This window comes from Streptomyces mutabilis, from assembly GCF_046628145.1.
In the GTDB taxonomy this organism is placed as follows: domain Bacteria; phylum Actinomycetota; class Actinomycetes; order Streptomycetales; family Streptomycetaceae; genus Streptomyces; species Streptomyces mutabilis.
Map to the genome: position 1 here is coordinate 3,171,272 of NZ_CP176874.1, position 22,794 is coordinate 3,194,065.

General features: G+C 71.8%; 22 protein-coding genes. 9 read left to right on the top strand and 13 right to left on the bottom strand.

The features are described from left to right. Positions 1 to 6: 6 nt before the first annotated feature. Positions 7 to 1,290 (bottom strand): LCP family protein, encoded by a 1,284-nt coding sequence (locus ACLIN4_RS14030; RefSeq protein WP_411575836.1) that lies wholly within the window; start codon positions 1,288 to 1,290, stop codon positions 7 to 9. 119 nt (positions 1,291 to 1,409) lie between these two features. Between ACLIN4_RS14030 and ACLIN4_RS14035 the strand changes: the two genes are divergently transcribed. Further along, a complete protein-coding gene (locus ACLIN4_RS14035) occupies positions 1,410 to 1,976 on the top strand; it encodes an acyl-CoA thioesterase (RefSeq protein WP_043372306.1) in 567 nt (188 codons plus the stop codon). 34 nt (positions 1,977 to 2,010) lie between these two features. Here the strand turns inward: ACLIN4_RS14035 and ACLIN4_RS14040 are convergent, their stop codons facing one another. Beyond that, on the bottom strand, positions 2,011 to 3,168 hold the full coding sequence (locus ACLIN4_RS14040) for an acyl-CoA dehydrogenase (RefSeq protein WP_100048701.1): 1,158 nt from the start codon (positions 3,166 to 3,168) through the stop codon (positions 2,011 to 2,013). 180 nt (positions 3,169 to 3,348) lie between these two features. Between ACLIN4_RS14040 and ACLIN4_RS14045 the strand changes: the two genes are divergently transcribed. Continuing rightward, positions 3,349 to 4,692 carry a UDP-glucose dehydrogenase family protein gene (locus ACLIN4_RS14045; RefSeq protein ID WP_107478299.1) on the top strand — a complete coding sequence of 448 codons (1,344 nt, stop codon included), beginning with the start codon at positions 3,349 to 3,351 and terminating at the stop codon, positions 4,690 to 4,692. Between the two features lie 113 nt (positions 4,693 to 4,805). On the opposite strand, the gene ACLIN4_RS14050 is transcribed toward ACLIN4_RS14045, so the two are convergent. Next, entirely contained in the window at positions 4,806 to 5,312 is a 507-nt protein-coding gene (locus ACLIN4_RS14050) for a CGNR zinc finger domain-containing protein (RefSeq protein ID WP_107478300.1), read from the bottom strand. Between the two features lie 112 nt (positions 5,313 to 5,424). Here ACLIN4_RS14050 and ACLIN4_RS14055 point away from each other — a divergent pair, with 112 nt between their 5' ends. Together ACLIN4_RS14055 and ACLIN4_RS14060 are read left to right on the top strand one after the other, a co-directional pair. Next, a complete protein-coding gene (locus ACLIN4_RS14055; protein WP_100047791.1) occupies positions 5,425 to 5,796 on the top strand; it encodes a VOC family protein in 372 nt (123 codons plus the stop codon). Positions 5,797 to 5,825: 29 nt separating this feature from the next. After that, entirely contained in the window at positions 5,826 to 6,218 is a 393-nt protein-coding gene (locus ACLIN4_RS14060; RefSeq protein WP_107478301.1) for a VOC family protein, read from the top strand. A gap of 111 nt (positions 6,219 to 6,329) precedes the next feature. Here the strand turns inward: ACLIN4_RS14060 and ACLIN4_RS14065 are convergent, their stop codons facing one another. Both ACLIN4_RS14065 and ACLIN4_RS14070 read right to left on the bottom strand, forming a co-directional pair. Beyond that, a complete protein-coding gene (locus tag ACLIN4_RS14065; protein WP_411575837.1) occupies positions 6,330 to 7,460 on the bottom strand; it encodes a dipeptidase in 1,131 nt (376 codons plus the stop codon). A gap of 92 nt (positions 7,461 to 7,552) precedes the next feature. Then, positions 7,553 to 7,909 (bottom strand): MerR family transcriptional regulator, encoded by a 357-nt coding sequence (locus ACLIN4_RS14070; protein ID WP_100047788.1) that lies wholly within the window; start codon positions 7,907 to 7,909, stop codon positions 7,553 to 7,555. A 67-nt stretch (positions 7,910 to 7,976) separates the two neighbouring features. Between ACLIN4_RS14070 and ACLIN4_RS14075 the strand changes: the two genes are divergently transcribed. Beyond that, positions 7,977 to 9,128: an alkene reductase gene (locus ACLIN4_RS14075; protein WP_411575838.1), complete on the top strand. Its 1,152-nt coding sequence runs from the start codon at positions 7,977 to 7,979 to the stop codon at positions 9,126 to 9,128. On the opposite strand, the gene ACLIN4_RS14080 is transcribed toward ACLIN4_RS14075, so the two are convergent. From ACLIN4_RS14080 to ACLIN4_RS14090, 3 genes are read right to left on the bottom strand one after another with little or no spacing between them, the layout of a single operon-like run. Then, positions 9,077 to 10,255 (bottom strand): dipeptidase, encoded by a 1,179-nt coding sequence (locus ACLIN4_RS14080; protein WP_289908957.1) that lies wholly within the window; start codon positions 10,253 to 10,255, stop codon positions 9,077 to 9,079. The genes ACLIN4_RS14075 and ACLIN4_RS14080 overlap by 52 nt on opposite strands. A gap of 5 nt (positions 10,256 to 10,260) precedes the next feature. Next, on the bottom strand, positions 10,261 to 10,803 hold the full coding sequence (gene purE, locus ACLIN4_RS14085; RefSeq protein ID WP_029394366.1) for a 5-(carboxyamino)imidazole ribonucleotide mutase: 543 nt from the start codon (positions 10,801 to 10,803) through the stop codon (positions 10,261 to 10,263). Further along, positions 10,800 to 11,939 (bottom strand): 5-(carboxyamino)imidazole ribonucleotide synthase, encoded by a 1,140-nt coding sequence (locus ACLIN4_RS14090; RefSeq protein WP_179342509.1) that lies wholly within the window; start codon positions 11,937 to 11,939, stop codon positions 10,800 to 10,802. Before ACLIN4_RS14090 ends, purE begins: the two co-directional genes overlap by 4 nt. A gap of 166 nt (positions 11,940 to 12,105) precedes the next feature. On the opposite strand from ACLIN4_RS14090, the gene ACLIN4_RS14095 reads away from it, so the two are divergent. Then, positions 12,106 to 12,678, top strand: a complete 573-nt coding sequence (locus ACLIN4_RS14095) for a GtrA family protein (protein WP_107478306.1) — start codon at positions 12,106 to 12,108, stop codon at positions 12,676 to 12,678. A gap of 75 nt (positions 12,679 to 12,753) precedes the next feature. Here the strand turns inward: ACLIN4_RS14095 and draK are convergent, their stop codons facing one another. Together draK and ACLIN4_RS14105 are read right to left on the bottom strand one after the other, a co-directional pair. Beyond that, positions 12,754 to 14,028, bottom strand: a complete 1,275-nt coding sequence (gene draK, locus ACLIN4_RS14100; protein WP_411575839.1) for a two-component system sensor histidine kinase DraK — start codon at positions 14,026 to 14,028, stop codon at positions 12,754 to 12,756. A gap of 40 nt (positions 14,029 to 14,068) precedes the next feature. After that, a complete protein-coding gene (locus ACLIN4_RS14105; RefSeq protein ID WP_019329973.1) occupies positions 14,069 to 14,746 on the bottom strand; it encodes a response regulator transcription factor in 678 nt (225 codons plus the stop codon). A gap of 538 nt (positions 14,747 to 15,284) precedes the next feature. Here ACLIN4_RS14105 and ACLIN4_RS14110 point away from each other — a divergent pair. Then, positions 15,285 to 16,781 carry an oligopeptide:H+ symporter gene (locus ACLIN4_RS14110; RefSeq protein WP_100047783.1) on the top strand — a complete coding sequence of 499 codons (1,497 nt, stop codon included), beginning with the start codon at positions 15,285 to 15,287 and terminating at the stop codon, positions 16,779 to 16,781. A gap of 579 nt (positions 16,782 to 17,360) precedes the next feature. On the opposite strand, the gene ACLIN4_RS14115 is transcribed toward ACLIN4_RS14110, so the two are convergent. After that, positions 17,361 to 17,963: an ATP-binding protein gene (locus tag ACLIN4_RS14115; protein ID WP_107478309.1), complete on the bottom strand. Its 603-nt coding sequence runs from the start codon at positions 17,961 to 17,963 to the stop codon at positions 17,361 to 17,363. A 199-nt stretch (positions 17,964 to 18,162) separates the two neighbouring features. After that, positions 18,163 to 18,540 (bottom strand): STAS domain-containing protein, encoded by a 378-nt coding sequence (locus tag ACLIN4_RS14120; protein WP_100047781.1) that lies wholly within the window; start codon positions 18,538 to 18,540, stop codon positions 18,163 to 18,165. Between the two features lie 240 nt (positions 18,541 to 18,780). Between ACLIN4_RS14120 and ACLIN4_RS14125 the strand changes: the two genes are divergently transcribed. Together ACLIN4_RS14125 and ACLIN4_RS14130 are read left to right on the top strand one after the other, a co-directional pair. Then, positions 18,781 to 19,710 carry an RNA polymerase sigma factor SigF gene (locus ACLIN4_RS14125; protein ID WP_179342510.1) on the top strand — a complete coding sequence of 310 codons (930 nt, stop codon included), beginning with the start codon at positions 18,781 to 18,783 and terminating at the stop codon, positions 19,708 to 19,710. Between the two features lie 221 nt (positions 19,711 to 19,931). Continuing rightward, positions 19,932 to 21,494 carry an RICIN domain-containing protein gene (locus ACLIN4_RS14130; RefSeq protein ID WP_411575840.1) on the top strand — a complete coding sequence of 521 codons (1,563 nt, stop codon included), beginning with the start codon at positions 19,932 to 19,934 and terminating at the stop codon, positions 21,492 to 21,494. A 104-nt stretch (positions 21,495 to 21,598) separates the two neighbouring features. Here the strand turns inward: ACLIN4_RS14130 and hutI are convergent, their stop codons facing one another. Then, entirely contained in the window at positions 21,599 to 22,774 is a 1,176-nt protein-coding gene (gene hutI, locus ACLIN4_RS14135; protein ID WP_100047779.1) for an imidazolonepropionase, read from the bottom strand. Positions 22,775 to 22,794 lie beyond the last annotated feature (20 nt).

The following is a 22,794-nucleotide window of genomic DNA, read 5'->3' on the forward strand; positions in this document are numbered from 1 at the left end:
GCCGCGTCAGTTGCCGGAGACGGTGACCTTCTCGTCGTTCTTCAACTGCTCGACCAGCTGCTTCACCTTGGCGTCGTCCCACTTCAGGTTGCCGCCCACGCTGCCCGAGATCGGCATGTTCATCGACGTGCCGTCGCCCCCGCTGACGCTCTTCATCGCCCAGAACATGCTCGCCAGGTCGAACAGGCCCATGTCCTTGTCGACGACGAGGGAGTCCAGGCCGGCGCCCATGGTCGGGTACAGCTTGAAGGGGTTCAGGACCGTCGACGGGGTGGCCACCTGGTTCGCCAGCGCCGACAGGAACTTCTGCTGGTTCTTCGTCCGGTCCAGGTCGGAGGCGGCCAGCGAGTACCGGGTGCGGACGAAGGCGAGGGCCTCCTCGCCGTTCAGGGTCTGCTTGCCCTTCTTGAGGTCGGCGCCGGACTTGGTGTCCTTGATGTCCTGCGGGATGTCCATCTCGACGCCGCCGACCGCGTCCACGATGTTGGCGAAGCCGGCGAAGCCGATCTCGACGTAGTGGTCGATGTACAGCCCGGTGTTGTGCTCGACGGTGCGGACCAGCAGCTCGGGCCCGTCCTCCGCGTAGGCGGCGTTCAGCTTCACCTGCCGGCCGGTGCCCGGGTACTTCTTGCCGGACTCGGAGCCGACGAAGCTCGGGATCTCCACGTTGGAGTCGCGGGGCAGGGAGATCAGCGTCGACCCGTTGTCCCCGGTGTGCAGGATCATCATCGAGTCGGTGCGCTTGCCCTCGGCGGAACCGGTGTGCAGGTCCTTCTTCTGCTCGTCGGTCATGCCCTCGCGGCTGTCGGAGCCGACGATCAGGTAGTTCGTGCCCTCGCCGGCCTCGGGCCGCTCGATGACCTTCGAGAGGTCGACCTCGCGGTTGAGCTTGGAGTCGGCCCAGAAGTAGGTGCCGACGGTGGTCACGACCAGCGCGGTCACCACAGTGATCGCGGTCCACTTGATCCGGCGCCGCCAGTCCGGCGCGGGCCGCCCCGGACGCGGGCCCGGCCCCGCGGGGCCACGGCCGCCGGGGCTGCCGTAGACCTGGCCGGTGTTGTAGCCGCTGTCGTAGCCGTCGTGACCGCCGTGGCCCTGGCCGTCCACGTACGACGGCTGCTGCGGCACCCCGGCGCCGTACGGCGGGGCCGACGGGCCCGGGCCGGGCGGCGGCGCGCCGCGACGGACCTGACGCATCACACGCGCGCGCTCGGGCCGCGCGCTCGCGCTGCCGCGTCCGTACCCGCCGCCGCGGTTGTCACCGGACCATCCCTCGGGCCAATCATTCATGCGCACCAGTGTGCAGGTCCGCCCCGACGGCCATACAAGGGTCGTCGGAAAATAGGGGCGGCGCTGTTGCGAAGCTGACACAAATTACGCGCCTGTCGTCCCGGCATAAGGTGGAGGCCATGACAGACCAGGCAGAACAGGCCTCGGCCGCACAGTCGGCTGCTCCGGAGATCCCGGGCAAGCCGACCTCGGCGTCCCGTACCACCCTCAGCCACATCATGACCCACAGCGACACCAACCTGCTGGGCACGGTGCACGGCGGAGTGATCATGAAGCTCGTCGACGACGCGGCGGGCGCCGTGGCCGGACGGCACTCCGGCGGCCCCGCCGTCACCGCGTCCATGGACGAGATGGCGTTCCTCGAACCGGTCCGCGTCGGCGACCTCGTCCATGTGAAGGCCCAGGTCAACTGGACCGGCCGCAGCTCGATGGAGGTCGGCGTGCGGGTCATGGCCGAGCGCTGGAACGAGTCCGCCCCCGCCACCCAGGTCGGCTCGGCCTACCTGGTCTTCGCCGCGGTGGACGCGGACGGCAAGCCCCGCACGGTCCCGCCGGTCATCCCCGAGACCGAGAAGGACAAGCGCCGCTACCAGGAGGCCCAGATCCGCCGCACCCACCGCCTGGCCCGCCGCCGCGCGATCATGGAACTGCGGGAGCGGCGGGTGGCGGAGGGGTACGAGGACTGAGTCCTCCCGGACGCCTCGGGCGCGCGCGTGCCGGTTACGGCAGGTTGCGCGCCATCACGATGCGCTGGACCTGGTTGGTGCCCTCGTAGATCTGGGTGATCTTCGCGTCGCGCATCATGCGCTCCACCGGGTAGTCGCGCGTGTAGCCGTAGCCGCCGAGGAGCTGGACGGCGTCCGTGGTGACCTCCATGGCCACGTCGGAGGCGAAGCACTTGGCGGCGGCGCCCTGGAAGGTGAGGTCGCTGTCCCCGCGCTCCGACTTGGCCGCGGCGGCGTACGTCAGCTGGCGGGCGGCCTCGATCTTCATGGCCATGTCGGCGAGCATGAACTGGATGCCCTGGAAGTCGGCGATCGGCTTGCCGAACTGCTTGCGCTCCTGGACGTAGCCCTTGGCGTAGTCGAGGGCGCCCTGGGCGATGCCGAGGGCCTGGGCGGCGATGGTGATGCGGGTGTGGTCCAGCGTCTTCATCGCGGTGGCGAAGCCGGTGCCCTCCTCGCCGATCATGCGGTCGGCGGGGATGCGGACGTTGTCGAGGTAGACCTCGCGGGTCGGGGAGCCCTTGATGCCGAGCTTCTTCTCCGGGGCGCCGAAGGAGACGCCCTCGTCCGACTTCTCGACGACGAAGGCGGAGATGCCCTTGGAGCGCTTGGTGGGGTCGGTGACGGCCATCACCGTGTAGTACTCGCTGACGCCGGCGTTGGTGATCCAGCGCTTGACGCCGTTGAGGATCCAGTGGTCGCCGTCGCGGACGGCCTTGGTCTTCATGCCGGCCGCGTCGGAGCCCGCGTCGGGCTCGGAGAGGCAGTAGGAGAACATGCCGTCGCCCTTGGCGAGCGGGGTCATGTACTTCTTCTTCAGCTCCTCGGAGCCGGAGAGGATCACCGGGAGCGAGCCGAGCTTGTTCACGGCGGGGATGAGGGAGGAGCTGGCGCAGGCGCGGGCGACCTCCTCGATGACGATCACCGTGGCGAGGGCGTCGGCGCCCGCGCCGCCGTACTCCTCGGGGACGTGGACCGCGTGCAGGTCGTTCGCGGTCAGCGCGTCCAGCGCCTCCTGCGGGAAACGGGCCTCCTCGTCCACCGCGGCGGCGTACGGCGCGATCTTCGCCTCGGCCAGGGAGCGGACGGCGTCGCGGAGCATGTCGTGCTCCTCGGACGGGCGGTACAGGTCGAAGTCAGCCGATCCGGCCAAGGTCTCTCACGCTCCAAAACGCTGTGATGCTGGGCACGCTAACTACCGTTAAGTAACCCAAATTTTAGAGCGTCGTCCGCGTTCGTGGATAGGTGAGCTTGACGACAGCCGGTCGGCAGGCTTTCGCCGCGCCCCGGATATGCTCGGGCGCGCACCCCACGCCGTACGTCTGGAGCACCCATGGCCCTCAAGATCACCGTGATCGGCACCGGTTATCTCGGCGCGACCCATGCGGCGGCCATGGCCGAGCTCGGTTTCGAGGTGCTGGGCCTGGACGTGGTGCCCGAGAAGATCGAGATGCTCCAGCGGGGCGAGGTCCCGATGTACGAGCCGGGGCTGGAGGAGCTGCTGGGCAAGCACGTCGCGGGGATCGAGGGGTCCAGCGGCCGGCTGCGCTTCACCACCGACTTCGCCGAGGTCGCGGCCTTCGGCGACGTGCACTTCCTGTGTGTGAACACGCCGCAGAAGCACGGCGAGTACGCCTGTGACATGTCCTACGTCGAGTCCGCGCTGGCCTCGCTGGCCCCGCACCTGACGGGGCCCGCGCTGGTCGTCGGCAAGTCGACCGTGCCCGTGGGCTCCGCCGACCGGCTGGCCGCCTACCTCGCCGAGCACGCGCCGGCCGGGGACGAGGCGGAGCTGGCCTGGAACCCGGAGTTCCTGCGCGAGGGCTTCGCCGTGAAGGACACGCTGCACCCGGACCGGATCGTGGTCGGCGTGCGCAGCGAGCGGGCGGAGAAGGTGCTGCGCGAGGTGTACGCGACGCCGATCGGGGAGGGCTCGCCCTTCGTCGTCACCGACTTCCCGACGGCCGAGCTGGTGAAGACCTCCGCGAACTCCTTCCTCGCCACCAAGATCTCCTTCATCAACGCGATGGCGGAGGTGTGCGAGGCGGCCGACGGCGACGTGGCCAAGCTGGCGGAGGCGATCGGCTACGACGACCGGATCGGGAAGAAGTTCCTGCGGGCCGGGATCGGCTTCGGCGGCGGCTGTCTGCCGAAGGACATCCGGGCGTTCATGGCGCGCGCCGGTGAGCTGGGCGCCGACCAGGCGCTGACCTTCCTGCGCGAGATCGACTCGATCAACATGCGCCAGCGCGGGCAGATGGTGGAGCTGACCCGGCAGGCGCTGGGCGGCGGCCCGTTCCTCGGCAAGCGGGTCGCGGTGCTCGGCGCCACCTTCAAGCCCGACTCGGACGACGTGCGGGACTCCCCCGCGCTGAACGTCGCCGGGCAGGTCCACCTCCAGGGCGCCCAGGTGACGGTGTACGACCCCAAGGGGATGGAGAACGCCCGGCGGCTGTTCCCGACGCTCGGGTACGCCGGGTCCGCGCTGGAGGCGGTGCGGGGCGCCGACGTGGTGCTGCACCTGACGGAGTGGCGGGAGTTCCGGGAGCTGGACCCGGAGGCGCTGGGCGAGGCCGTGTCCGCCCGGGTGATCCTGGACGGGCGCAACGCCCTGGACCCGGTGGTCTGGCGGAAGGCCGGTTGGACGTACCGGGCGATGGGCCGTCCGACGGCCTAGCGAGCGCGCGCCGAAAGGGGTGACGCCGGTTCGGCCGAGGCTCAGTCGGCCGAACCGGCGTCGTCCGCATTCTGCACCAGGGGGCGGTCCCGCGGCCGGTTAATCCCCTGCGGTCACGTCTCCTTGGCCCGGTAGCGGCGCATCTTGGCGCGTGCCCCGCACACCCGCATCGAGCACCAGCGGCCGCGTCCGGCCGGGCTGCGGTCGTAGTACGCCCAGTGGCAGTCGACGGCCTCGCAGGCCTTGAGCCTGGTCCACGTGCCCGCCACCAGTGCCTCGGCGACGGCGGTGGCGACGCGGGCGGTCAGCGTGCCGCCCCCGGCCGGGGCGAGGGCGGCGGCGCCGTCGGCCGGGTCGACGGTCACCACCAGCGGGGCGGCGGCCAGCAGTTCGCCCAGGGGGGTCACCGTGCGGTGCGGCGGGTGGCCGGCGTGGGCGAGCAGGACCACGCGAAGGGACTCGCGCAGCTCCCGGGCCCCGGGCACGTCGTCCTCCGTGAGCCCGAGACGCGCCCGGCCCTCGGCCGTGTCCAGCGAGTCGGCGCCGGTTTCGAGGTCGATCGTGTTCACCAGTTTCTCGACCAGCTCCAGGCCTCCCGGCGCGGGCGATCTGTCACTCATGCTTGCGACGTTACCGCCAATACGGGAGCATGGAGTAACCGTTACCGGTTACCCGGGCTTTGCAGGTAACCGGTAGCCGGTTACCCAGACCGCGGACTTCAAGGAGGAAGTCATGGCTGTCGCCGAACTGGGCGTCGTCGTCCTGGACTGTCCCGATCCCCACGCACTGGCCCGTTTCTACGCCGACGTGCTCGGCGGCACCGTCGAGGACAAGAGCGACGGCCAGGACGAGTGGGTCGACCTCAATCTGCCCGGCGGGCAGACGCTGGCCTTCCAGGGCGCCCCCGGATACGTACCGCCGAAGTGGCCCGGGCCCGACGGGGCGCAGCAGTTCCACCTGGACCTGGACGTGAAGGACCTGGACGCGGCGGAGAAGGCGGTGCTGGAGCTGGGCGCGAAGCCGCTGGACGCGGAGGACCGCGCGCGTTCCTTCCGGGTTTACGCGGACCCGGCCGGGCACCCGTTCTGCCTCTGTGCCTGCTGAAGCCGGCCGATAGCACCGGGAGGAACCTGATGGCACCCGTGGCACGTTTCCGTTCCGTCGTCGTCGACTGTCCCGAGCCGGCCGAGCTGGCCCGCTTCTACGCGCAGGTCGGGGGCGGCACCCCCGACGAACGGGACCCCGACTGGGTGGTGCTCGACGTGCCCGGCGGGCCGCGGCTGTCCTTCCAGCGGGCGCCGGGGCTCACCCCGCCGGAGTGGCCGCGCTCCGACCGCAACGCCCAGCAGTTCCACCTGGACTTCGACGGCGGGGCGACCTGGGCGGAGATGGACGCGGCGCACGACAGGGTGCTCGCGCTGGGTGCCCGGCCGCTGGACCTGGAGGACCGGGAGAAGAAGGACTTCATGGTGTACGCCGATCCGGCGGGGCATCCGTTCTGCCTGTGCCGGATCGAGCACGGGTGACCGTGCGGATGACCGTCGGCCGTCGGGGTCGGCTGACGGTCGTCCGTCGAGGCCGGCTCGCGGTCGTCCGTCGAGGCCGGCTGTCGGACATCTCTCGGGGACCGCGGTCGGTCAGCCGTCGAGGTCGGCGATGGTCGCGGTCGACGGCTCCCGGCGCAGCTGGGCCGCGCGGGCGGTGAAGGCGGCGCCGCGCAGGACCCGTTGGACGTTGCCCCAGGTCAGCAGGGCCACGTCCGCCTCGTCCCAGCCGCGGCGCAGCAGTTCGGCGATGAGCCGCGGGTAGCAGGAGGCGTCGCTGAGTTCCAGCGGGTGTGCCGTGCCGGAGTCGTAGGTGCCGGACAGGCCGACGCTCTGCGGGCCGGCCACCGAGCGGACGTGGTCGAGGTGGTCGGCGACGTCCCGGACGGTCGGGCCGGTCTGCTCGGCGGTCAGCGGCACCATGCACAGGCCGCCGGCGGCGCGCAGCTCCACGAGCAGGTCGTCGGGGAGGTTGGCGGGGTGGGGGCGCAGGGCGCGGGCGGCGGAGCGGGTGCACAGCGCGGGCGCCTTGGAGACGGCGAAGGTGCGGCGGACGGTCTCCGCGGAGGCGCCGGAGAGGTCGGCGATGACGCCGAGCCGGTTCATCTCCCGGACGGTCTCCTCGCCGAACCGGGTCAGCCCCGCCTCGCTCGCCCACCTCGCGCCGGTCAGGGTGAGGACGCGCAGGCCGAGGGCGTGCAGGGAGCGCAGGATGCCGAGGCAGTCGCCGATGGCGGCGGCGCCGGCGGGGCCCGGCAGCACGGCGACCCGGCCGCAGTTGCGGGCGTCGATGGCCTCCCCGGCGTCGTGGGCGAGGCGCAGGCCCTCCGGGTGGGCGCGCACGACCGTCTTGATCAGGTCCAGCTGTTCCAGGGTCGCGCCGACGGCCCGGTCCCCGTCAACGGCGTCGGGCAGGTGCAGCGACCAGAACAAGGCGCCCACGTGGCCTTCGCGCAGCCGCGGCACGTCGGTGTCGACGGCGCTCTCGCCGAGCTCCAGGTCGTACCAGGGCAGGTGCTTGAGCGCCCAGGGCAGGCCGCTGTAGCCGTCGGCGACGGGGTGGGCGGCGAGCACGGCGTGGGCCCGGGTCAACGGCTCGTCGCCGGGGTCGGACACGGGCGCGTAGGGCTCCGGTGGGAAGACCTCGGCGGCGGACGACACGGGCAGGTCGTCGAGCCCGGCGGCCTCGGTGCCGGTGTGCAGGTCGTCCTGGAGGTCTGCCATGGCGGGCTCCGTACGGTCGTCGTGCGTTACGGCCACGGTGGCACGGAGCGGAAAGGGCTTCCTGGTGGGTGGGGCGTTCGGGGGTACGCGGCTCAGCCCCGGGCCGCGTCGATCACCTCGTCCAGGGTGTCCCGGGAACGGAGCAGGTCGGTGATCATCCGGTCGATGCGGGCGCGTTCGGCGGTGAGGTCGGCGACCAGCTTCGGCGTGGCGACGGCCGAGGGGCCGCCGTCCCCGTCCCGCATGCACGGCAGCAGCTCGGCGATCTTGCTGCTGCACAGCCCGGCCGCGAACAGTTCCTGGATGCGGACGACCCGGTCGACGGCCGCCTCGGCGTACTCGCGGTGCCCGCCGGGCGTACGCTCGGCCGCGAGCAGCCCCTGCTTCTCGTAGTAGCGCAGCGAGCGTTCGCTGACGCCCGTGCGGCGGGCCAGTTCGCCGATCCGCATGCCGTCACCTCGGGACTCGACTCGGGGACTTGATTCTGACACTGATGTCAGGTTCTAGCGTACGGGCATGTCGAACACAACAGAGCTCTTCGCATCCGCCCCGCTCGGACCGCTCACCCTCCCCAACCGGCTCGTGATGGCCCCGCTGACACGCAACCGCGCCGAGGCCGACGGCACCCCGACCCCGCTCATGGCCACGTACTACGCCCAGCGCGCCTCGGCCGGGCTGATCATCGCCGAGGCCGCGACCCCGAACGCGGTCGGGCAGACGTACCCGAACATCACCGCCGTCCACAGCGCCCGGCACGTGGCGGGCTGGCGGCAGGTCACCGACGCCGTGCGGGAGGCGGGCGGGCGGATGTTCCTCCAGCTCCAGCACGGGGGCCGGGTCGGTCATCCGGCGACCAGCGGGCTGACGCCCCTCGCGCCGTCGCCGGTGCCACTGCCCGAGACGATCTTCACGCCCGGGGGGCACCGTCCGGCCGTCTTCCCGAGGGAGATGACCGAGTTGGACATCCGCACCACCGTCGCCGACTTCGCGCGGGCCGCGCGGAACGCGCTCGACGCCGGGTTCGAGGGGGTGGAGGTGCACTCCGCCAACGGCCACCTCCTGCACCAGTTCCTCGCCGCCAACACCAACCGCCGCACCGACGGCTACGGCGGCTCGATCGCCGCGCGCATCCGGTTCACGGCCGAGGTGGTCGAGGCGGTGGCCGCGGAGGTCGGCGCCGAGCGGGTGGGGCTGCGCGTCTCCCCCGGCAACACCGTCAACGGGATCGCGGAGGGCGGGACCCAGGAGATCTACCCGGCGCTCTCGGCGCGGCTCGGCGGGCTCGGGCTCGCGTACCTGCACCTGGTCCTCGCCGACCCGGACGCCCCGGTCTTCGGGAAGATCCGCGCCGGGTGGCCGGGCGTGCTGATCGCCAACCCGGTGCTGGGCGAGGAGCTCACCGCGGACGGCGTGCGCAGCGCCTCCGAGCGGCTGCTGGCGGCCGGGGCCGACCTGATCGCCCTCGGGCGGCCCTTCCTCGCCAACCCCGATCTGGTGGAGCGGCTGCGGCTGGGCGCGCCGCTGAACCAGGTGCGGGACCGGTACCTGATGTACGTGGGCGGGGCGACCGGCTACACCGACTACCCCGCCCTCGAAGCCTCCGTGGAGGAGACGGCTCAGCCGTCCAGCTCCTCCAACGACGCGTTGGACGGCCCCCGCGTCGCCTGAAGCCCGCGGGCCACGTCCTCCGCGTCGCCCAGCACCCGGACCGCGTTCTTCCAGGTCAGCTTGGCCAGGTCGGCCCGGGACCAGCCGCGGTCGAGGAGTTCGGCGATGAGGTTCGGGTAGCCCGAGACGTCGCCGAGGCCGTCGGGGGTGAAGGGCGTGCCGTCGTAGTCGCCGCCGATGCCGAGGTGGTCGACGCCGGCGACCTCGCGCATGTGGTCGAGGTGGTCGGCGACCGTGGAGACGGTGGCGACCGGGCGGGGGACGCGCTCCTCGAAGGCGGCGTGGACCTTCATCGCCTCGGGGCTGCTGTCGAGGTGGTGGAAGCCGTGCGCCCGCATGTTCTCGTCGGCGGCGGCCGTCCAGTCCACCGCGGCCTGGAGCACGAACTTCGGCACGAACGTCACCATCGCCACGCCGCCGTTCGCGGGCAGCCGCTCCAGCACGTCGTCCGGGATGTTGCGGGGGTGGTCGCAGACGGCCCGGGAGGAGGAATGGGAGAAGATCACCGGCGCGGTGGAGGTGTCCAGCGCGTCGCGCATCGTCGTCGCCGCGACGTGCGAGAGGTCGACGAGCATGCCCTCGCGGTTCATCTCCCGCACGACCTCGCGGCCGAAGGCCGACAGGCCGCCGACGCCGGGCTCGTCGGTCGCCGAGTCCGCCCACGCGACGTTGTCGTTGTGGGTGAGGGTCATGTAGCGCACGCCGAGCGCGTACAGGGCGCGCAGGGTGGCCAGCGAGTTGTCGATGGAGTGACCGCCCTCGGCGCCCATGAGGGAGGCGATACGGCCCTCGGTGCGGGCGGCCTCCATGTCGGCGGCGGTCAGCGCGGCCCGCAGCTCCCCCGGGTGCCGGTCGATCAGCCGCCGTACGCAGTCGATCTGCTCCAGCGTCGCCGTCACCGCGCCGGGCAGGTCCGAGCGGACGTACACCGACCAGTACTGCGCGCCGACGCCGCCGGCCCGCAGCCGGGCCAGGTCGGTGTGCAGGTGGGCGGACTGGTCGGCGGCGATGTCGCGGGCGTCGAGGTCGTAGCGGACCTGCTCGCGCAGCGCCCAGGGCAGGTCGTTGTGGCCGTCGACGACGGGGAACTCGCGCAGCAGCTCCCGGGCCCGGTCGAGGGAGGTCATCCGGGTCACTTCCCGAAGCCGAAGCCGGCCGCCGAGCCCGCGACCTTGTTGCGAAGCCGCTTGCCCTTCTCGGTGGCCTGGTCGTTCAGTTCCTGCTGGAACTCGCGCATCCGGGCCAGCAGCTCCTCGTCGTGGGCGGCGAGGATGCGGGCGGCCAGCAGACCGGCGTTGCGGGCGCCGCCGACCGAGACGGTCGCGACCGGCACGCCGGCGGGCATCTGCACGATGGACAGGAGGCTGTCCATGCCGTCCAGGTACTTCAGCGGCACCGGCACGCCGATGACCGGCAGCGGGGTGACGGAGGCGAGCATGCCGGGCAGGTGGGCGGCACCGCCCGCGCCCGCGATGACCGCCTTCAGTCCGCGTCCGGCGGCCTGCTCGCCGTACGCGATCATCTCGTGCGGCATGCGGTGCGCGGAGACGACGTCGACCTCGTAGGGGATCTCGAACTCGTCGAGGGCCTTGGCGGCGGCCTCCATGACGGGCCAGTCGGAGTCCGACCCCATGACGATGCCGACGACTGGACTGACCGGGCTGGCCTGGCTCATTCGGTGATCGTCCCTCTCAGGTAGCCGGCAGCGTGACGGGCGCGCTCCAGCACGTCGTCGAGGTCGTCGCCGTAGGTGTTGACGTGGCCGACCTTGCGGCCGGGCTTCACGTCCTTGCCGTACATGTGGATCTTGAGCTGCGGGTCGCGGGCCATGCAGTGCAGGTACGCGGAGTACATGTCGGGGAAGTCGCCGCCGAGGACGTTGACCATGACCGTCCACTTGGCGCGCGGGCGCGGGTCGCCGAGCGGGAGGTCGAGGACGGCGCGGACGTGGTTGGCGAACTGCGAGGTGATCGCGCCGTCCATCGACCAGTGGCCGGAGTTGTGCGGGCGCATCGCCAGCTCGTTGACGAGGATGCGGCCGTCGCGGGTCTGGAACAGCTCGACGGCCAGGTGGCCGACGACGTCCAGTTCCTTGGCGATGCTGAGCGCCATCTCCTCGGCCTGGAGGGCCAGGCTCTCCTCCAGGTCGGGGGCGGGCGCGATCACCGTGTCGCAGACGCCCTTGACCTGCTGGGACTCGACGACGGGGTAGGCCACCGCCTGGCCGTGCGGGGAGCGGACCACGTTGGCGGCGAGTTCGCGGACGAAGTCCACCTTCTCCTCCGCCAGCACGGGGACCCCGGCCCGGAAGGGCTCGGCGGCCTCCTCCACGGAGTCCACGACCCACACGCCCTTGCCGTCGTACCCGCCGCGCACGGTCTTGAGGACGACGGGGAATCCGTCGCCCTCGTCCGCGAAGGCGGCCACGTCGGCCGGATCGCGCACGATCCGGTGCCGCGGGCAGGGCACGCCGATCGCGTCGAGTTTCGCGCGCATCACGCCCTTGTCCTGGGCGTGCACGAGCGCGTCAGGACCGGGGCGCACGGGGATGCCGTCCGCCTCCAGGGCCTTGAGGTGCTCGGTCGGCACGTGCTCGTGATCGAAGGTGATCACGTCACAGCCGCGCGCGAACTCGCGCAACGTGTCCAGATCGCGATAGTCGCCGACGACGACTTCGTTCACGACCTGCGCCGCAGAGTCCTGGGGAGTGTCACTGAGAAGCTTGAACCTGATGCCCAGCGGGATGCCCGCCTCGTGTGTCATACGAGCGAGCTGGCCACCGCCGACCATGCCGACTACCGGGAACGTCACACCCCTAGCGTATCGGCCGCGCGGGGCCCACATGTTTACCGGCCGTTTCCCCGCCCGTCCCGGGGTCCGCCGCCGTCGCCCCGAGGTCGTCCGCAGGAAGATCGCGCGTCCGGGTGGTTAGCATGAACGGATTGACGCCAACCGACGGACGGGGGCCTGCACGACCATGGGACATGGTTCCTCGGGTGCTCATACGGCTCCCCCGACTGCCCCCGCACCCCGCGGCACGCTGCGGGAGCGGATCGACCGGCTGGTCCGTGAGGTCGTGAAGTTCGGTGCGGTGGGCGGCGCGGGAGTGCTGGTCAACCTGCTGGTCTTCAACCTGGTGCGGCACGTGACCGACCTCGCGGTGGTCCGGGCCAGCATCATCGCGACCGTCGTCGCGATCGTCTTCAACTACCTGGGCTTCCGCTACTTCACCTACCGGGACCGCGACAAGGGCCACCGCACCCGCGAGATGTCGCTGTTCCTGCTGTTCAGCGCGGTCGGGCTGGTGATCGAGAACGGCGTGCTCTACACGGCGACGTACGGCTTCGGCTGGGACAGCCCGCTGCAGAGCAACATCTTCAAGTTCCTCGGCATCGGGATCGGCACGCTGTTCCGCTTCTGGTCGTACCGCACCTGGGTCTTCCGCACGCTGCCGGCCCGGGAGCCGGTCACGCGGGCGGAGACCTTCCTGGAGCACGAGCACCCGACGACGGTGCGCGCCACGGACGGCGCCCCGGCGGCCCGCCGCTGACCCGCGCTCCGGCTTCCGGCTTCCGGCTTCCGGCTTCCGGCTTCCGGCTTCCGGCTTCCGGCTTCCGAGGGGCGGCTAGCGCACCGTTCCGTCCGAGTCCCCGGACGACTTCTTCGGCGGCGGCGTACGGGAGAGGAACAGGCCGAAGACCGGGGGCCGGCCCTGGAGCAGCTCCAGCCGGCCGCCGTCCGCCTCGGCCAGGTCGCGGGCCACGGCCAGGCCGATACCCGTCGAGTTCCGCCCGCTGATCGCCCGCTCGAAGATCCGCGCCCCCAGATCGCCGGGCACACCGGCGCCCTCGTCGGTGACCTCGACCACCGCCTGGTTGCCGGTCACCCGGGTCCTGAGGGCCACCGTGCCGCCGCCGTGCATCAGGGAGTTCTCGATCAGCGCGGCCAGCACCTGCGCCACCGCGCCCGGGGTGCCCACGGCCGTCAGGTGCCGTTTGCCGGAGCTGACGATCGCCCGTCCCTCGCTGCGGTAGGCGGGGCGCCACTCGGCGATCTGCTGCTGGATGACGTCGTCCAGTTCGAAGGTGACGGCGGAGCCGCTGCGCGGGTCGCGGCTGTTGGTCAGCAGCCGGTCCACGACGTCCGTCAGCCGCTCCACCTGCGACAGCGCGATCGTCGCCTCCTCCTTCACCGTCTCCGGCTCGTCGGTGAGGGTGATCTCCTCCAGCCGCATCGACAGCGCGGTCAGAGGTGTGCGCAGCTGGTGGGAGGCGTCGGCGGCCAGTCGCCGTTCGGCGGTGAGCATCCGCGCGATGCGCTCGGCGGAGGAGTCCAGCACGTCCGCGACCCGGTCCAGCTCGGGGACGCCGTAGCGCTTGTGGCGGGGGCGCGGATCGCCGGAGCCGAGGCGTTCGGCGGTCTCGGCGAGGTCGGTGAGCGGGGAGGCGAGGCGGTTGGCCTGCCGGATCGCCAGCAGCACCGCCGCGACCACCGCGAGCAGCGCCACCAGCCCGATGATCAGCAGGGTCCGGCCGACCTCGCGGGTCACCGAGGAGCTGGGCTCCTCGACGAGGACCGTCTCCCCCTCCTCGCCGGTGGCCTTGCCGCGGATGACCTCACCGGTCGGCCGGCTGCCGACCTCGATGACCGGCTTGCCGGGGATCCGGATCTCGGCGTACCGGGCGTCCCGGATCTGCTCGCGCAGGAACTTGGCGTCGACCGACCCGGCGCCGAGCAGCCGGCTGTCGACGATGCTGGCCAGCCGCACGGCCTCCAGGTCGACCCGCTCCTGGGCGGTGCTGCTGATCGTGCGGGTCTCGACGATGACGAGCGAGACGCCGAAGACGGCGATCACGACGAGCACCACGGCGAGCGTGGACTGGATCAGTCGACGGCGCATGTCCTCTTACCCGGCCAGGCCTTGGGTCGTTGTCGGCGGGTCAGTTCTTCTCGAAGCGGAAGCCCACGCCGCGCACGGTGGCGATGTAGCGCGGGTTCGCCGCGTCGTCCCCCAGCTTCTTGCGCAGCCAGGAGATGTGCATGTCGAGGGTCTTGGTGGACGACCACCAGGTGGTGTCCCAGACCTCGCGCATCAGCTGGTCGCGCGTGACGACCCGGCCGGCGTCGCGCACCAGTACCCGCAGCAGGTCGAACTCCTTGGCGGTGAGCTGGAGCTCCTCCTCGCCCATCCAGGCCCGGTGCGACTCGACGTCGATGCGCACGCCGTGCGTGGCGGGCGGCTGCGGCGGCTCGACGGCACCGCGCCGCAGCAGGGCACGGACCCGGGCGAGCAGCTCGGCGAGGCGGAAGGGCTTGGTGACGTAGTCGTCGGCGCCCGCGTCGAGGCCGACGACGGTGTCCACCTCGTCGGCGCGCGCGGTCAGGATGAGGATCGGCACGGCATGCCCCTCGGAGCGCAGCCGGCGGGCGACCTCCAGCCCGTCCATGTCCGGCAGGCCCAGGTCCAGCACGACCAGGTCGATGCCGCCCTGCAGCCCGGCGTCGAGTGCGGTGGGTCCGTCCTCACGCACCTCGACCTCGTACCCTTCCCGGCGCAGGGCGCGGGCCAGCGGCTCCGAGATGGACGCGTCGTCCTCGGCGAGCAGTACACGGGTCATGAACTGATGGTAGTCCGCCCGGAGCAGGGCCCGGGCCGTGATCCTCCCAAGGCTCCCGCGCCCCGCCCCACCTGTGGACAAGGCGGACACCCGCCCGGCGAGCGGGCCGGCCGACCCCGTTGCGCGGCCTGCGGGTACGGGGTGCCATCCTGTGATGGACCTTCGAATGATCGTTCGCGGTTCCAGTCTTACCTGTGATCCGCGTCTCAAGTCCTTCCATACCGGGCGGTGTCCTGCCGTATGGTGAATCAGCGCCTGTAGCACCCAGAGGACCTTTGGCGACAGTTCGACGCTGAAGGTCTCTTTTGTGTGCGGGCCGGCCCCCACGGCCGGCCTTGAAAGGAATGACCTGTGGCCGGGCCTCACCGCGTGCAGTGACGTACGCGAGGCGTGGATCCCGGTGGCCGCCGCCCAGCGCTCCGTAATCCGGAGCGGAATCCCTCAGGCGTGGGACGGGCGGGGAAGGCCGCCGGTGCCGGCCGCCCCCCACCGGGCGCGCATCGCCTCATGAGCGCGTCCCGACCAGCAAGGATCGACCATGGCGTCCAGCCTGACGAAGGACTCGGTCACTCCGGGCACCCCCGGATCCGAGAAGACCTTCTTCGGCCACCCCCGCGGACTGGCCACTCTCTTCATGACCGAGATGTGGGAGCGTTTCTCCTACTACGGCATGAGGGCTCTGCTCCCGCTGTACCTGGTGGCCCCCGGCGGCCTCGGCATGAACGCCGGCACCGCCACCGCGATCTACTCGGTGTACCTGTCGCTGGTGTACCTGCTGACGATGCCGGGCGGCTGGTTCGGTGACCGTGTCTGGGGTCCCCGCAAGACCGTCGCCGTCGCCGGCGGTGTGATCATGCTCGGCCACCTCACGCTGGCGCTGCCGTCCTCCGGCACGTTCTTCGCGGGCCTCGGCCTGGTCGCGATCGGCTCGGGTCTGCTGAAGGCCAACATCTCGACGATGGTCGGCCAGCTCTACGACGGCCCCGACGACCCGCGCCGCGACGGTGGCTTCACCGTCTTCTACATGGGCATCAACCTCGGTGCCTTCGCGGCGCCGCTGATCATCGGCACCATCGGTGAGAACGTCAACTGGCACCTGGGCTTCGCGCTCGCCGCGGTCGGCATGGGTCTGGGCGTCATCCAGTTCCTGATCGGCAGCCGCCACCTGGCCCCGCACTCCAGCGTCGTCCCGAAGCCGCTGTCGGTGGAGGAGAAGACCTCCACGCTGCGCAAGGCCGCGTTCTGGGCCGCGCTCGCCGCCGTCTTCTACGCGATCGTGGGCTTCTCCGGCGTCTACACCCTGAACTGGATCCTGGTTCCGCTGACGCTGCTCGGCGTGATCATCCCGGTGCTGGTGCTGACCCGCATCAAGCGCGACAAGTCGCTGGACCGCGCCGAGCAGTCCAAGATGTCGGCGTACATCTGGTTCTTCGTCGCCGCGGCCGTCTTCTGGATGATCTACGACCAGGGCGGTTCGACCCTGGCGATCTTCGCCGACTCCTCGACGAACACCAGCGTCCTCGGATGGGACTTCCCGGTCTCCTGGTTCCAGTCGGTGAACCCGGTCATCATCATGGCCCTGGCCCCGGTCTTCGCCACGCTGTGGCTGGCGCTCGCCCGCCGCGGCAAGGAGCCGAGCACGATCGTGAAGTTCTCGTTCGGCCTGGTGCTGGTCGGCGCGTCCTTCTTCCTCTTCCTGGCCCCGCTGGCCATCGCGGACGGCGGCCACAAGGCGGCCGCGCTGTGGCTGGTGGCGATCTACTTCGTCCAGACCTGCGGTGAGCTGATGCTCTCCCCGGTCGGCCTGTCGGTCACCACGAAGATGGCGCCGGTGAAGTACGCCTCGCAGATGATGGGCGTCTGGTTCCTGGCCGTCACCGCCGGTGACGCCACGACCGGCCTGCTCTCCATCGCCGGCGTCGACCTCAACAAGACGGGCATCGTGGCCGCGGAGGCCGCCCTGGCCGTCCTCGCCGGTGTCGCGATCTGGATGTACCGCAAGCGCGTCAAGGAACTCATGGGCGACGTCCGCTGAGGCCTGCCGGCCCGGCGTCATCGCTTGAGAAGGGTCATCGCATCCCTGGTGGGTGCGGTGGCCCTTCGGGCGTTTTCGGGGGGCAGCCGGGCGGGGCGGGGGCTCACTGGCCGGCTCTGGCGATGCGGGCAGGGACGGTGACCGACGGGGCCAGGACGGGCGCGGGGCCGCTGGAAACCGGCGCGACGGAGTCAGGCGCAGACGCAGGGACACTGGAGCCGGAGCGATGGAGTCAGGCGCACCGGCAAGGCCACCGGGAACCGGAGCGGCGGAGCCAGACACAGGAGCAAGGGGCCTGAATGCAGCGCGAGGGAGCCAGGCGCCGGGGCTGGGCAAGGCTGAGAGAGCCGGAGCAACGAGCGGGCCCGACGAGGCTGGGGAAGGAACCAACGGACGGCCGCAGGAGAGAGCACCGGCGGTTCGAGGCAAGGCGGAACCCGGCGAAGGTCACGGCCGGTCCGCCCGGGACGGGTGGCGAGAAGACCCCGGAGTCGAGGACGGAGCCCCGGCGACGGTCACCGCCCGGCCGACCGAGGCGGGGGGGACGGGCAGGCGAAGAAGCCGGAACCCCGACGCCCGCTACCCCGGCGCCCCCAACTCAGCCCACACGCGCTTCCCGGCGACCCCCGGCGTCCGCACCACGCCCCAGTCGAGGCACAGCCGTTGCACGATGAACATGCCGTGGCCGCCGGGACGCCCGGCCCGGTGCGGCGTGCGCGGCGCCGGCTGGCCGGTCCCCCGGTCGGAGACCTCCAGCCGGATCACCTTCTTCTCGCAGGTGATCCTCAGCTCGTCCGGTCCCTCCGCGTGGAGGCACGCGTTGGTGACCAGTTCGGACACCACGAGCAGTACGTCCTCGGCGGCGGCCCGCTGGTCCGCGGTGGCGGAGGGCAGCCAGCCCCAGGCGTACAGCGCCTGGCGGGTGAAGTCACGAGCGAGCGGGACCACCCCGCTCTGGTCGTCGAAGCTCAGCCGGCGTACCTGCCTGCCACCGCCGCCCGCGGCGGCCCCGGCGGACGGGGACGGCGTGGCCGCCCCGGACGCGCCGATCATGGCGGCCTGCCCCGCGGACACGCCCTCCTCGGGCCCCCCGGGCCCGGGCGCGCCGCCCTCGGACACCCCGGAAGCGCCGCTGGGCTCCGGACCGCGGTCGCCCGGCGAGTAGGGCCGGGTGGTGCTCATCAGCGCTTCACCTCACCGATTCACCAGTTCACGTTTCAAAGTCGTTCGTCATACACAGTCAGTTCAGGGAGTCTCCTGCCCGACCGGACCGTTCGAACACCCCTGTATTCGGCACGGAACTCGGGACGGCGTGCGAACACCCGTCCCCACCCGCCCCTGGGAGCGCACGAAACCCGCCGACGGCCGGACAAGGAGCGGCTCAGTCGGACGGATCGGCCAGCGCGGCCTCGAGCGTGTCATGGAGGGTGAAGACCGCTTCGGCCCCCGTGATTTCGAACACGCGAGCCACTACCGGCTGCATGGCCACCAGATGCACTCCACCCCCCGCGGCCTCCGCCTTCAACCGTGCGCCGAGCAGGACGTTGAGTCCCGTGGAGTCGCAGAACTCCAGGCGCGAGCAGTCGACGACGAGCCGGTTGAATCCCTTGGCGAGACAGTCCTCCAGCGGCTCGCGCAACAGATCGGCGGTGTGGTGATCCAACTCACCCGCCGGAGTCACGACGGCACTGGGGCCCTCTTCCCGCACCTCCACCAGTAGCCGGCCCGACTGGGCACTGCCGACCGTCCCGCGGTCCATGCCGTTTCTCTCTCCCGAGGTCGTGACTGCTTGCTGACGCCCTCGAACACTACGCCTTCCCACCGCACTCCGACACCCGAACAACCGCACACAAACGGACATACCCGCACAGAACACACTTGCGGTGGGCTCGGTAAACCCGGTAGGGCTAGTAGGACACGTAAACCGACACGGCCGGCTTTGGAGGCGCCGCACACCGCAGTGCACGTATCTGGCTTCGGCAGCCGTATGCCGAGAACGATGGAGGACATCATGTCACCCCGGCTCGACGGATCGCGTACCCAAGAAGCGACGTCGACACTCCCTCCGGAACATCTGGATCCCATCGAGCAGCACGACGCGGTCGTCGAACACGACGACGACGCACTCGCCGGGCTTCCGGACATCCCCGCGTACGACGAGGTTGCTCCGGCGGACGCCCGGGCCCTGTCCAAGACCCTCTTCGAGCGACTCGAGTCGCTGGAGGAAGGCACCCACGAGTACGCGTACGTACGCAACACGCTCGTCGAGCTCAACCTCGCGCTGGTCAAGTTCGCCGCCTCCCGTTTCCGCTCGCGCAGCGAGCCGATGGAGGACATCATCCAGGTCGGCACCATCGGCCTGATCAAGGCGATCGACCGCTTCGAGCTGTCGCGCGGTGTGGAGTTCCCCACGTTCGCGATGCCGACCATCATCGGCGAGATCAAGCGCTTCTTCCGGGACACCTCGTGGTCCGTGCGCGTCCCGCGCCGCCTCCAGGAGCTGCGCCTCGACCTGGCCAAGGCCGGTGACGAGCTGGCCCAGCGCCTCGACCGCGCCCCCACGGTGTCCGAGCTGGCCGAGCACCTCGGTCTGTCCAAGGACGAGGTCGTCGAGGGCATGGCGGCGTCCAACGCCTACACCGCCTCCTCGCTGGACGCCCAGCCGGAGGAGGACGACGCCGAGGGCGCGCTGGCCGACCGGATCGGTTACGAGGACCACGGGCTCGAGGGCATCGAGTACGTCGAGTCGCTGAAGCCGCTGATCGCCGAACTCCCCTCCCGGGACCGGAAGATCCTCTCCCTCCGCTTCGTCGCGGGCATGACCCAGTCGGAGATCGGCGAGGAACTCGGCATCTCCCAGATGCACGTCTCGCGCCTGCTGTCGCGGACACTCGTCAAGCTGCGCAAGGGGCTCACGGTCGAGGAGTAGTCCTCATCGGGTGACGCTTGTCCTCCAGGGGGGCGGTCCGAAGTCGGGCCGCCCCCCTTCGGGTTGCCGGCGCGGATCCGGCTCGCGGCCGGAACCACCGCCTGTTACCCGGGGACACCACTTTCCTCCCGGGCCCCCTTCCACCACTATGAGCACCCTCCAAACTGGCCGGTACGTCAGCACCGGCGCAGTGGTGCGGCACGGTGCGAGGAGGCGGGCGAATGGCGCGGGGCGACAGGACCGACAGCGGCGACCGGGCCGGGGAGGACATGTGCGCCGGCGCCTCCGACACGCGGCTGACCGAACTGCTCCACGCCGACACCCCCACCGCCTACCCGGCACTCCGCGAACTCCGCGCGCGCCACCAGCAGTCGGTCCTCGCCTACGCCCGCCTGTGCGCGGCCGGGGAGTCGTCGGCACGGCAACTGGCCGCGAGCGCCTTCACGCTGGCGGCCCGTCAGGCCGTCCGCGGCACCGACGCCGGCGGCCCGTGGCGGCACCGTCTGCTGCTGCTCACCGGGGAGGTCGCGGCCGAGTGGGCGGCCGACGAGCGCTCCGCCGGACTCGACCCGGGCCTGCTCCTCGTCCTGAACACCGGGGGTTCCGGCTGCCCGGTCCCGCCCCTGCTCGCGGCCTTCCGTTCGCTGCCGTCCCGCGCCCAGGGCCTGCTCTGGTACGACGTGGTGGACCGGGAGCCCACCGACCGCACCGCCGCGCTGCTCGGCCTCGGCGGCCAGGACGTCGCGTACGGCACGGCCCCCGCGCTCCAGTCACTGGCGCAGGCCTGCCTGCGGTCCCGGCTGGCCGCCTCCGACGATCCCCGCTGCGTGGACTTCCGGCGCCTCATCGAGGAGTCGGTACGACCCGACACTCCCCGGGACAGTCCCGATCTGCACGCCCACATGGCCCACTGTCCGCACTGCACGGCGGCCTACGAGGAGCAGTGCACCCTGCGCGACGCCCCGCGCACCGCCCTGGCCGAGGGCCTGCTGCCGTGGGCGGGCACGGCGTACGCGGCGCGGGAGCCGGGAGGGCCGGGCGCCGATGTCCCGCTCGCACTGCCGGGGCCATGGCCTCCCTCCCGCCGCCTCGCCCTGGCTTCGGCGGCCCTGGGCGTGGCCCTGGCGCCGCTGCTCTTCATGCTGCTGTCGCCGGACGACGCCCCGTCCCGTCCGGCGGCGAACGCCTCCTCGCGCTCCCCGGCCGTACCGCCGCCGGTGACGGTGACGGCCACGGTCCCCGCGGCGCCGTCCTCCTCCCCCGCGCCCTCGCCCCCGGTCGCCTCCGCGTCCCCCTCCGCCTCGCCGAGTCCGACGCCGTCACGCACCGCGCTGCCGTCGCCCACGCCGACGCCGCCCGCACCGCCGTACCGGGCGCCGGACGGCCGGTACGCCCAGGTGGTGAACGTCGCCTCGGGCCGGTGCCTGGACATCGGCGGCGGCCTGGAGAAGGGCACGGACGTCGTGACGGCACCCTGTGCCTCCTCCCCCACCCAGCTGTGGCGGGTCGACGCCGGGCGCGGGGTGGTCCAGTCGTACGCCGACGACGACTACTGCCTGGACAGCCGCGGCTCCGTCGACAAGGGCGTCGGCATCTGGGAGTGCGACTCGGTCGACGGGCGCAACGGCCAGAACCTGCGGTTCACGGTGGACGGGCGCGGGGTGATCCACCCCGGCATCGCCCCCGGGCGGGCGGTGACGCCGGGCGGGGGCGCGCCGGTGGTACTCGTCGGGGCGGACGCAGGGCGGACCGACCAGCGGTGGCGGGCGGGGGCGGCGGGCTGAGCCGTTCCGGAGGGGCTCAGGGGATAGAGAGGACTTGGAGGGCCCGAGGGCTGGGCTCAGAGGCTCAGGGGCTCAGCGGCTCAGGGGCTCAGGGGCTCAGCGGCTCAGACGACCCGTACGCCCCGCCGCCACACCCCCCGGACCAGCGGGACACCCGGCCGGTAGGCCAGGTGGACGTGGCTCGGGGCGTCGAGGAGGGTCAGGTCGGCACGGGCGCCGGGGGTCAGGCGGCCGACGTCGTCGCGGCGCAGGGCCGCGGCGCCGCCCGCGGTGGCCGACCAGACCGCCTCGTCCGGCGTCATCCCCATGTCCCGCACCGCGAGGGCGATGCAGAAGGGCACGGAGGACGTGAAGGAGGAGCCCGGGTTGCAGTCGGTGGACAGGGCGACGGTGGCGCCCGCGTCGAGCAGGCGGCGGGCGTCGGGCCACTGGGCGCGGGTGGAGAACTCGGCGCCGGGCAGCAGCGTGGCGACGGTGCGGCTGTTCGCGAGGGCGTCGACGTCGGCGTCGGTGAGGTGGGTGCAGTGGTCGGCGCTGGCGGCGTCGAGTTCGACGGCGAGCTGCACCCCGGGGCCGTAGGAGAGCTGGTTGGCGTGGATGCGGGGGTGCAGGCCCTTCGCCCTGCCCGCGGTGAGGATCGCGCGGGCCTGGTCGCCGTCGAAGGCGCCCTTCTCGCAGAAGACGTCGATCCAACGGGCGTGCGGGGCGCAGGCGTCGAGCATCTCGCCGGTGACGAGCGCGACGTAGGCCGCGGGGTCGTCGGCCAGCTCGGGCGCGACGATGTGGGCGCCGAGGAACGTCACCTCGTCGGTGTGGCGGGCGGCGACGCGCAGGGCGCGGGACTCGTCGGCGGTGGTCAGGCCGTAACCGGACTTGGTCTCGAAGGTCGTGGTGCCCTGGCGCAGGGCCTCTTCGAGGTAACGGGTGAGACCCGCCTCCAGTTCCGCGTCGCTCGCGGCGCGGGTGGCGGCGACGGTGGTGCGGATGCCGCCGGCGCTGTACGGGCGGCCGGACATGCGGGCGTTGAACTCCTCGGTTCGGTCGCCGCCGAAGAGGAGGTGGGAGTGGGAGTCGACGAAGCCGGGGAGGACGGCCCGGCCGCCGGCGTCGACCCGATTGTCAGTGGCGGGTGCTTTGCTTGATTCACCGGTCCACGCGACGCGGTCGCCGTCGATGACGACGGCCGCGTCCCGGACCAGTCCGAGGGGGGAGTTGTCACCGAGGGAGGGGTCGTTGGTGACGAGTGCGGCGATGTTGGTGATGACGGTGCTGCTGCTCATGGTGTCCGTGACGTCCTCGT

What these genes read in the sequence shown, in the direction of transcription:
- ACLIN4_RS14030 (WP_411575836.1), bottom strand. Translation starts at nt 1,290, where the DNA reads ATGAATGATTGGCCCGAGGGATGGTCCGGTGACAACCGCGGCGGCGGG.
- ACLIN4_RS14035 (WP_043372306.1), top strand. Translation starts at nt 1,410, where the DNA reads ATGACAGACCAGGCAGAACAGGCCTCGGCCGCACAGTCGGCTGCTCCG.
- ACLIN4_RS14045 (WP_107478299.1), top strand. Translation starts at nt 3,349, where the DNA reads ATGGCCCTCAAGATCACCGTGATCGGCACCGGTTATCTCGGCGCGACC.
- ACLIN4_RS14050 (WP_107478300.1), bottom strand. Translation starts at nt 5,312, where the DNA reads ATGAGTGACAGATCGCCCGCGCCGGGAGGCCTGGAGCTGGTCGAGAAA.
- ACLIN4_RS14055 (WP_100047791.1), top strand. Translation starts at nt 5,425, where the DNA reads ATGGCTGTCGCCGAACTGGGCGTCGTCGTCCTGGACTGTCCCGATCCC.
- ACLIN4_RS14060 (WP_107478301.1), top strand. Translation starts at nt 5,826, where the DNA reads ATGGCACCCGTGGCACGTTTCCGTTCCGTCGTCGTCGACTGTCCCGAG.
- ACLIN4_RS14065 (WP_411575837.1), bottom strand. Translation starts at nt 7,460, where the DNA reads ATGGCAGACCTCCAGGACGACCTGCACACCGGCACCGAGGCCGCCGGG.
- ACLIN4_RS14070 (WP_100047788.1), bottom strand. Translation starts at nt 7,909, where the DNA reads ATGCGGATCGGCGAACTGGCCCGCCGCACGGGCGTCAGCGAACGCTCG.
- ACLIN4_RS14075 (WP_411575838.1), top strand. Translation starts at nt 7,977, where the DNA reads ATGTCGAACACAACAGAGCTCTTCGCATCCGCCCCGCTCGGACCGCTC.
- ACLIN4_RS14080 (WP_289908957.1), bottom strand. Translation starts at nt 10,255, where the DNA reads ATGACCTCCCTCGACCGGGCCCGGGAGCTGCTGCGCGAGTTCCCCGTC.
- purE (WP_029394366.1), bottom strand. Translation starts at nt 10,803, where the DNA reads ATGAGCCAGGCCAGCCCGGTCAGTCCAGTCGTCGGCATCGTCATGGGG.
- ACLIN4_RS14095 (WP_107478306.1), top strand. Translation starts at nt 12,106, where the DNA reads ATGGGACATGGTTCCTCGGGTGCTCATACGGCTCCCCCGACTGCCCCC.
- draK (WP_411575839.1), bottom strand. Translation starts at nt 14,028, where the DNA reads ATGCGCCGTCGACTGATCCAGTCCACGCTCGCCGTGGTGCTCGTCGTG.
- ACLIN4_RS14105 (WP_019329973.1), bottom strand. Translation starts at nt 14,746, where the DNA reads ATGACCCGTGTACTGCTCGCCGAGGACGACGCGTCCATCTCGGAGCCG.
- ACLIN4_RS14110 (WP_100047783.1), top strand. Translation starts at nt 15,285, where the DNA reads ATGGCGTCCAGCCTGACGAAGGACTCGGTCACTCCGGGCACCCCCGGA.
- ACLIN4_RS14115 (WP_107478309.1), bottom strand. Translation starts at nt 17,963, where the DNA reads ATGAGCACCACCCGGCCCTACTCGCCGGGCGACCGCGGTCCGGAGCCC.
- ACLIN4_RS14120 (WP_100047781.1), bottom strand. Translation starts at nt 18,540, where the DNA reads ATGGACCGCGGGACGGTCGGCAGTGCCCAGTCGGGCCGGCTACTGGTG.
- ACLIN4_RS14125 (WP_179342510.1), top strand. Translation starts at nt 18,781, where the DNA reads ATGGAGGACATCATGTCACCCCGGCTCGACGGATCGCGTACCCAAGAA.
- ACLIN4_RS14130 (WP_411575840.1), top strand. Translation starts at nt 19,932, where the DNA reads ATGGCGCGGGGCGACAGGACCGACAGCGGCGACCGGGCCGGGGAGGAC.
- hutI (WP_100047779.1), bottom strand. Translation starts at nt 22,774, where the DNA reads ATGAGCAGCAGCACCGTCATCACCAACATCGCCGCACTCGTCACCAAC.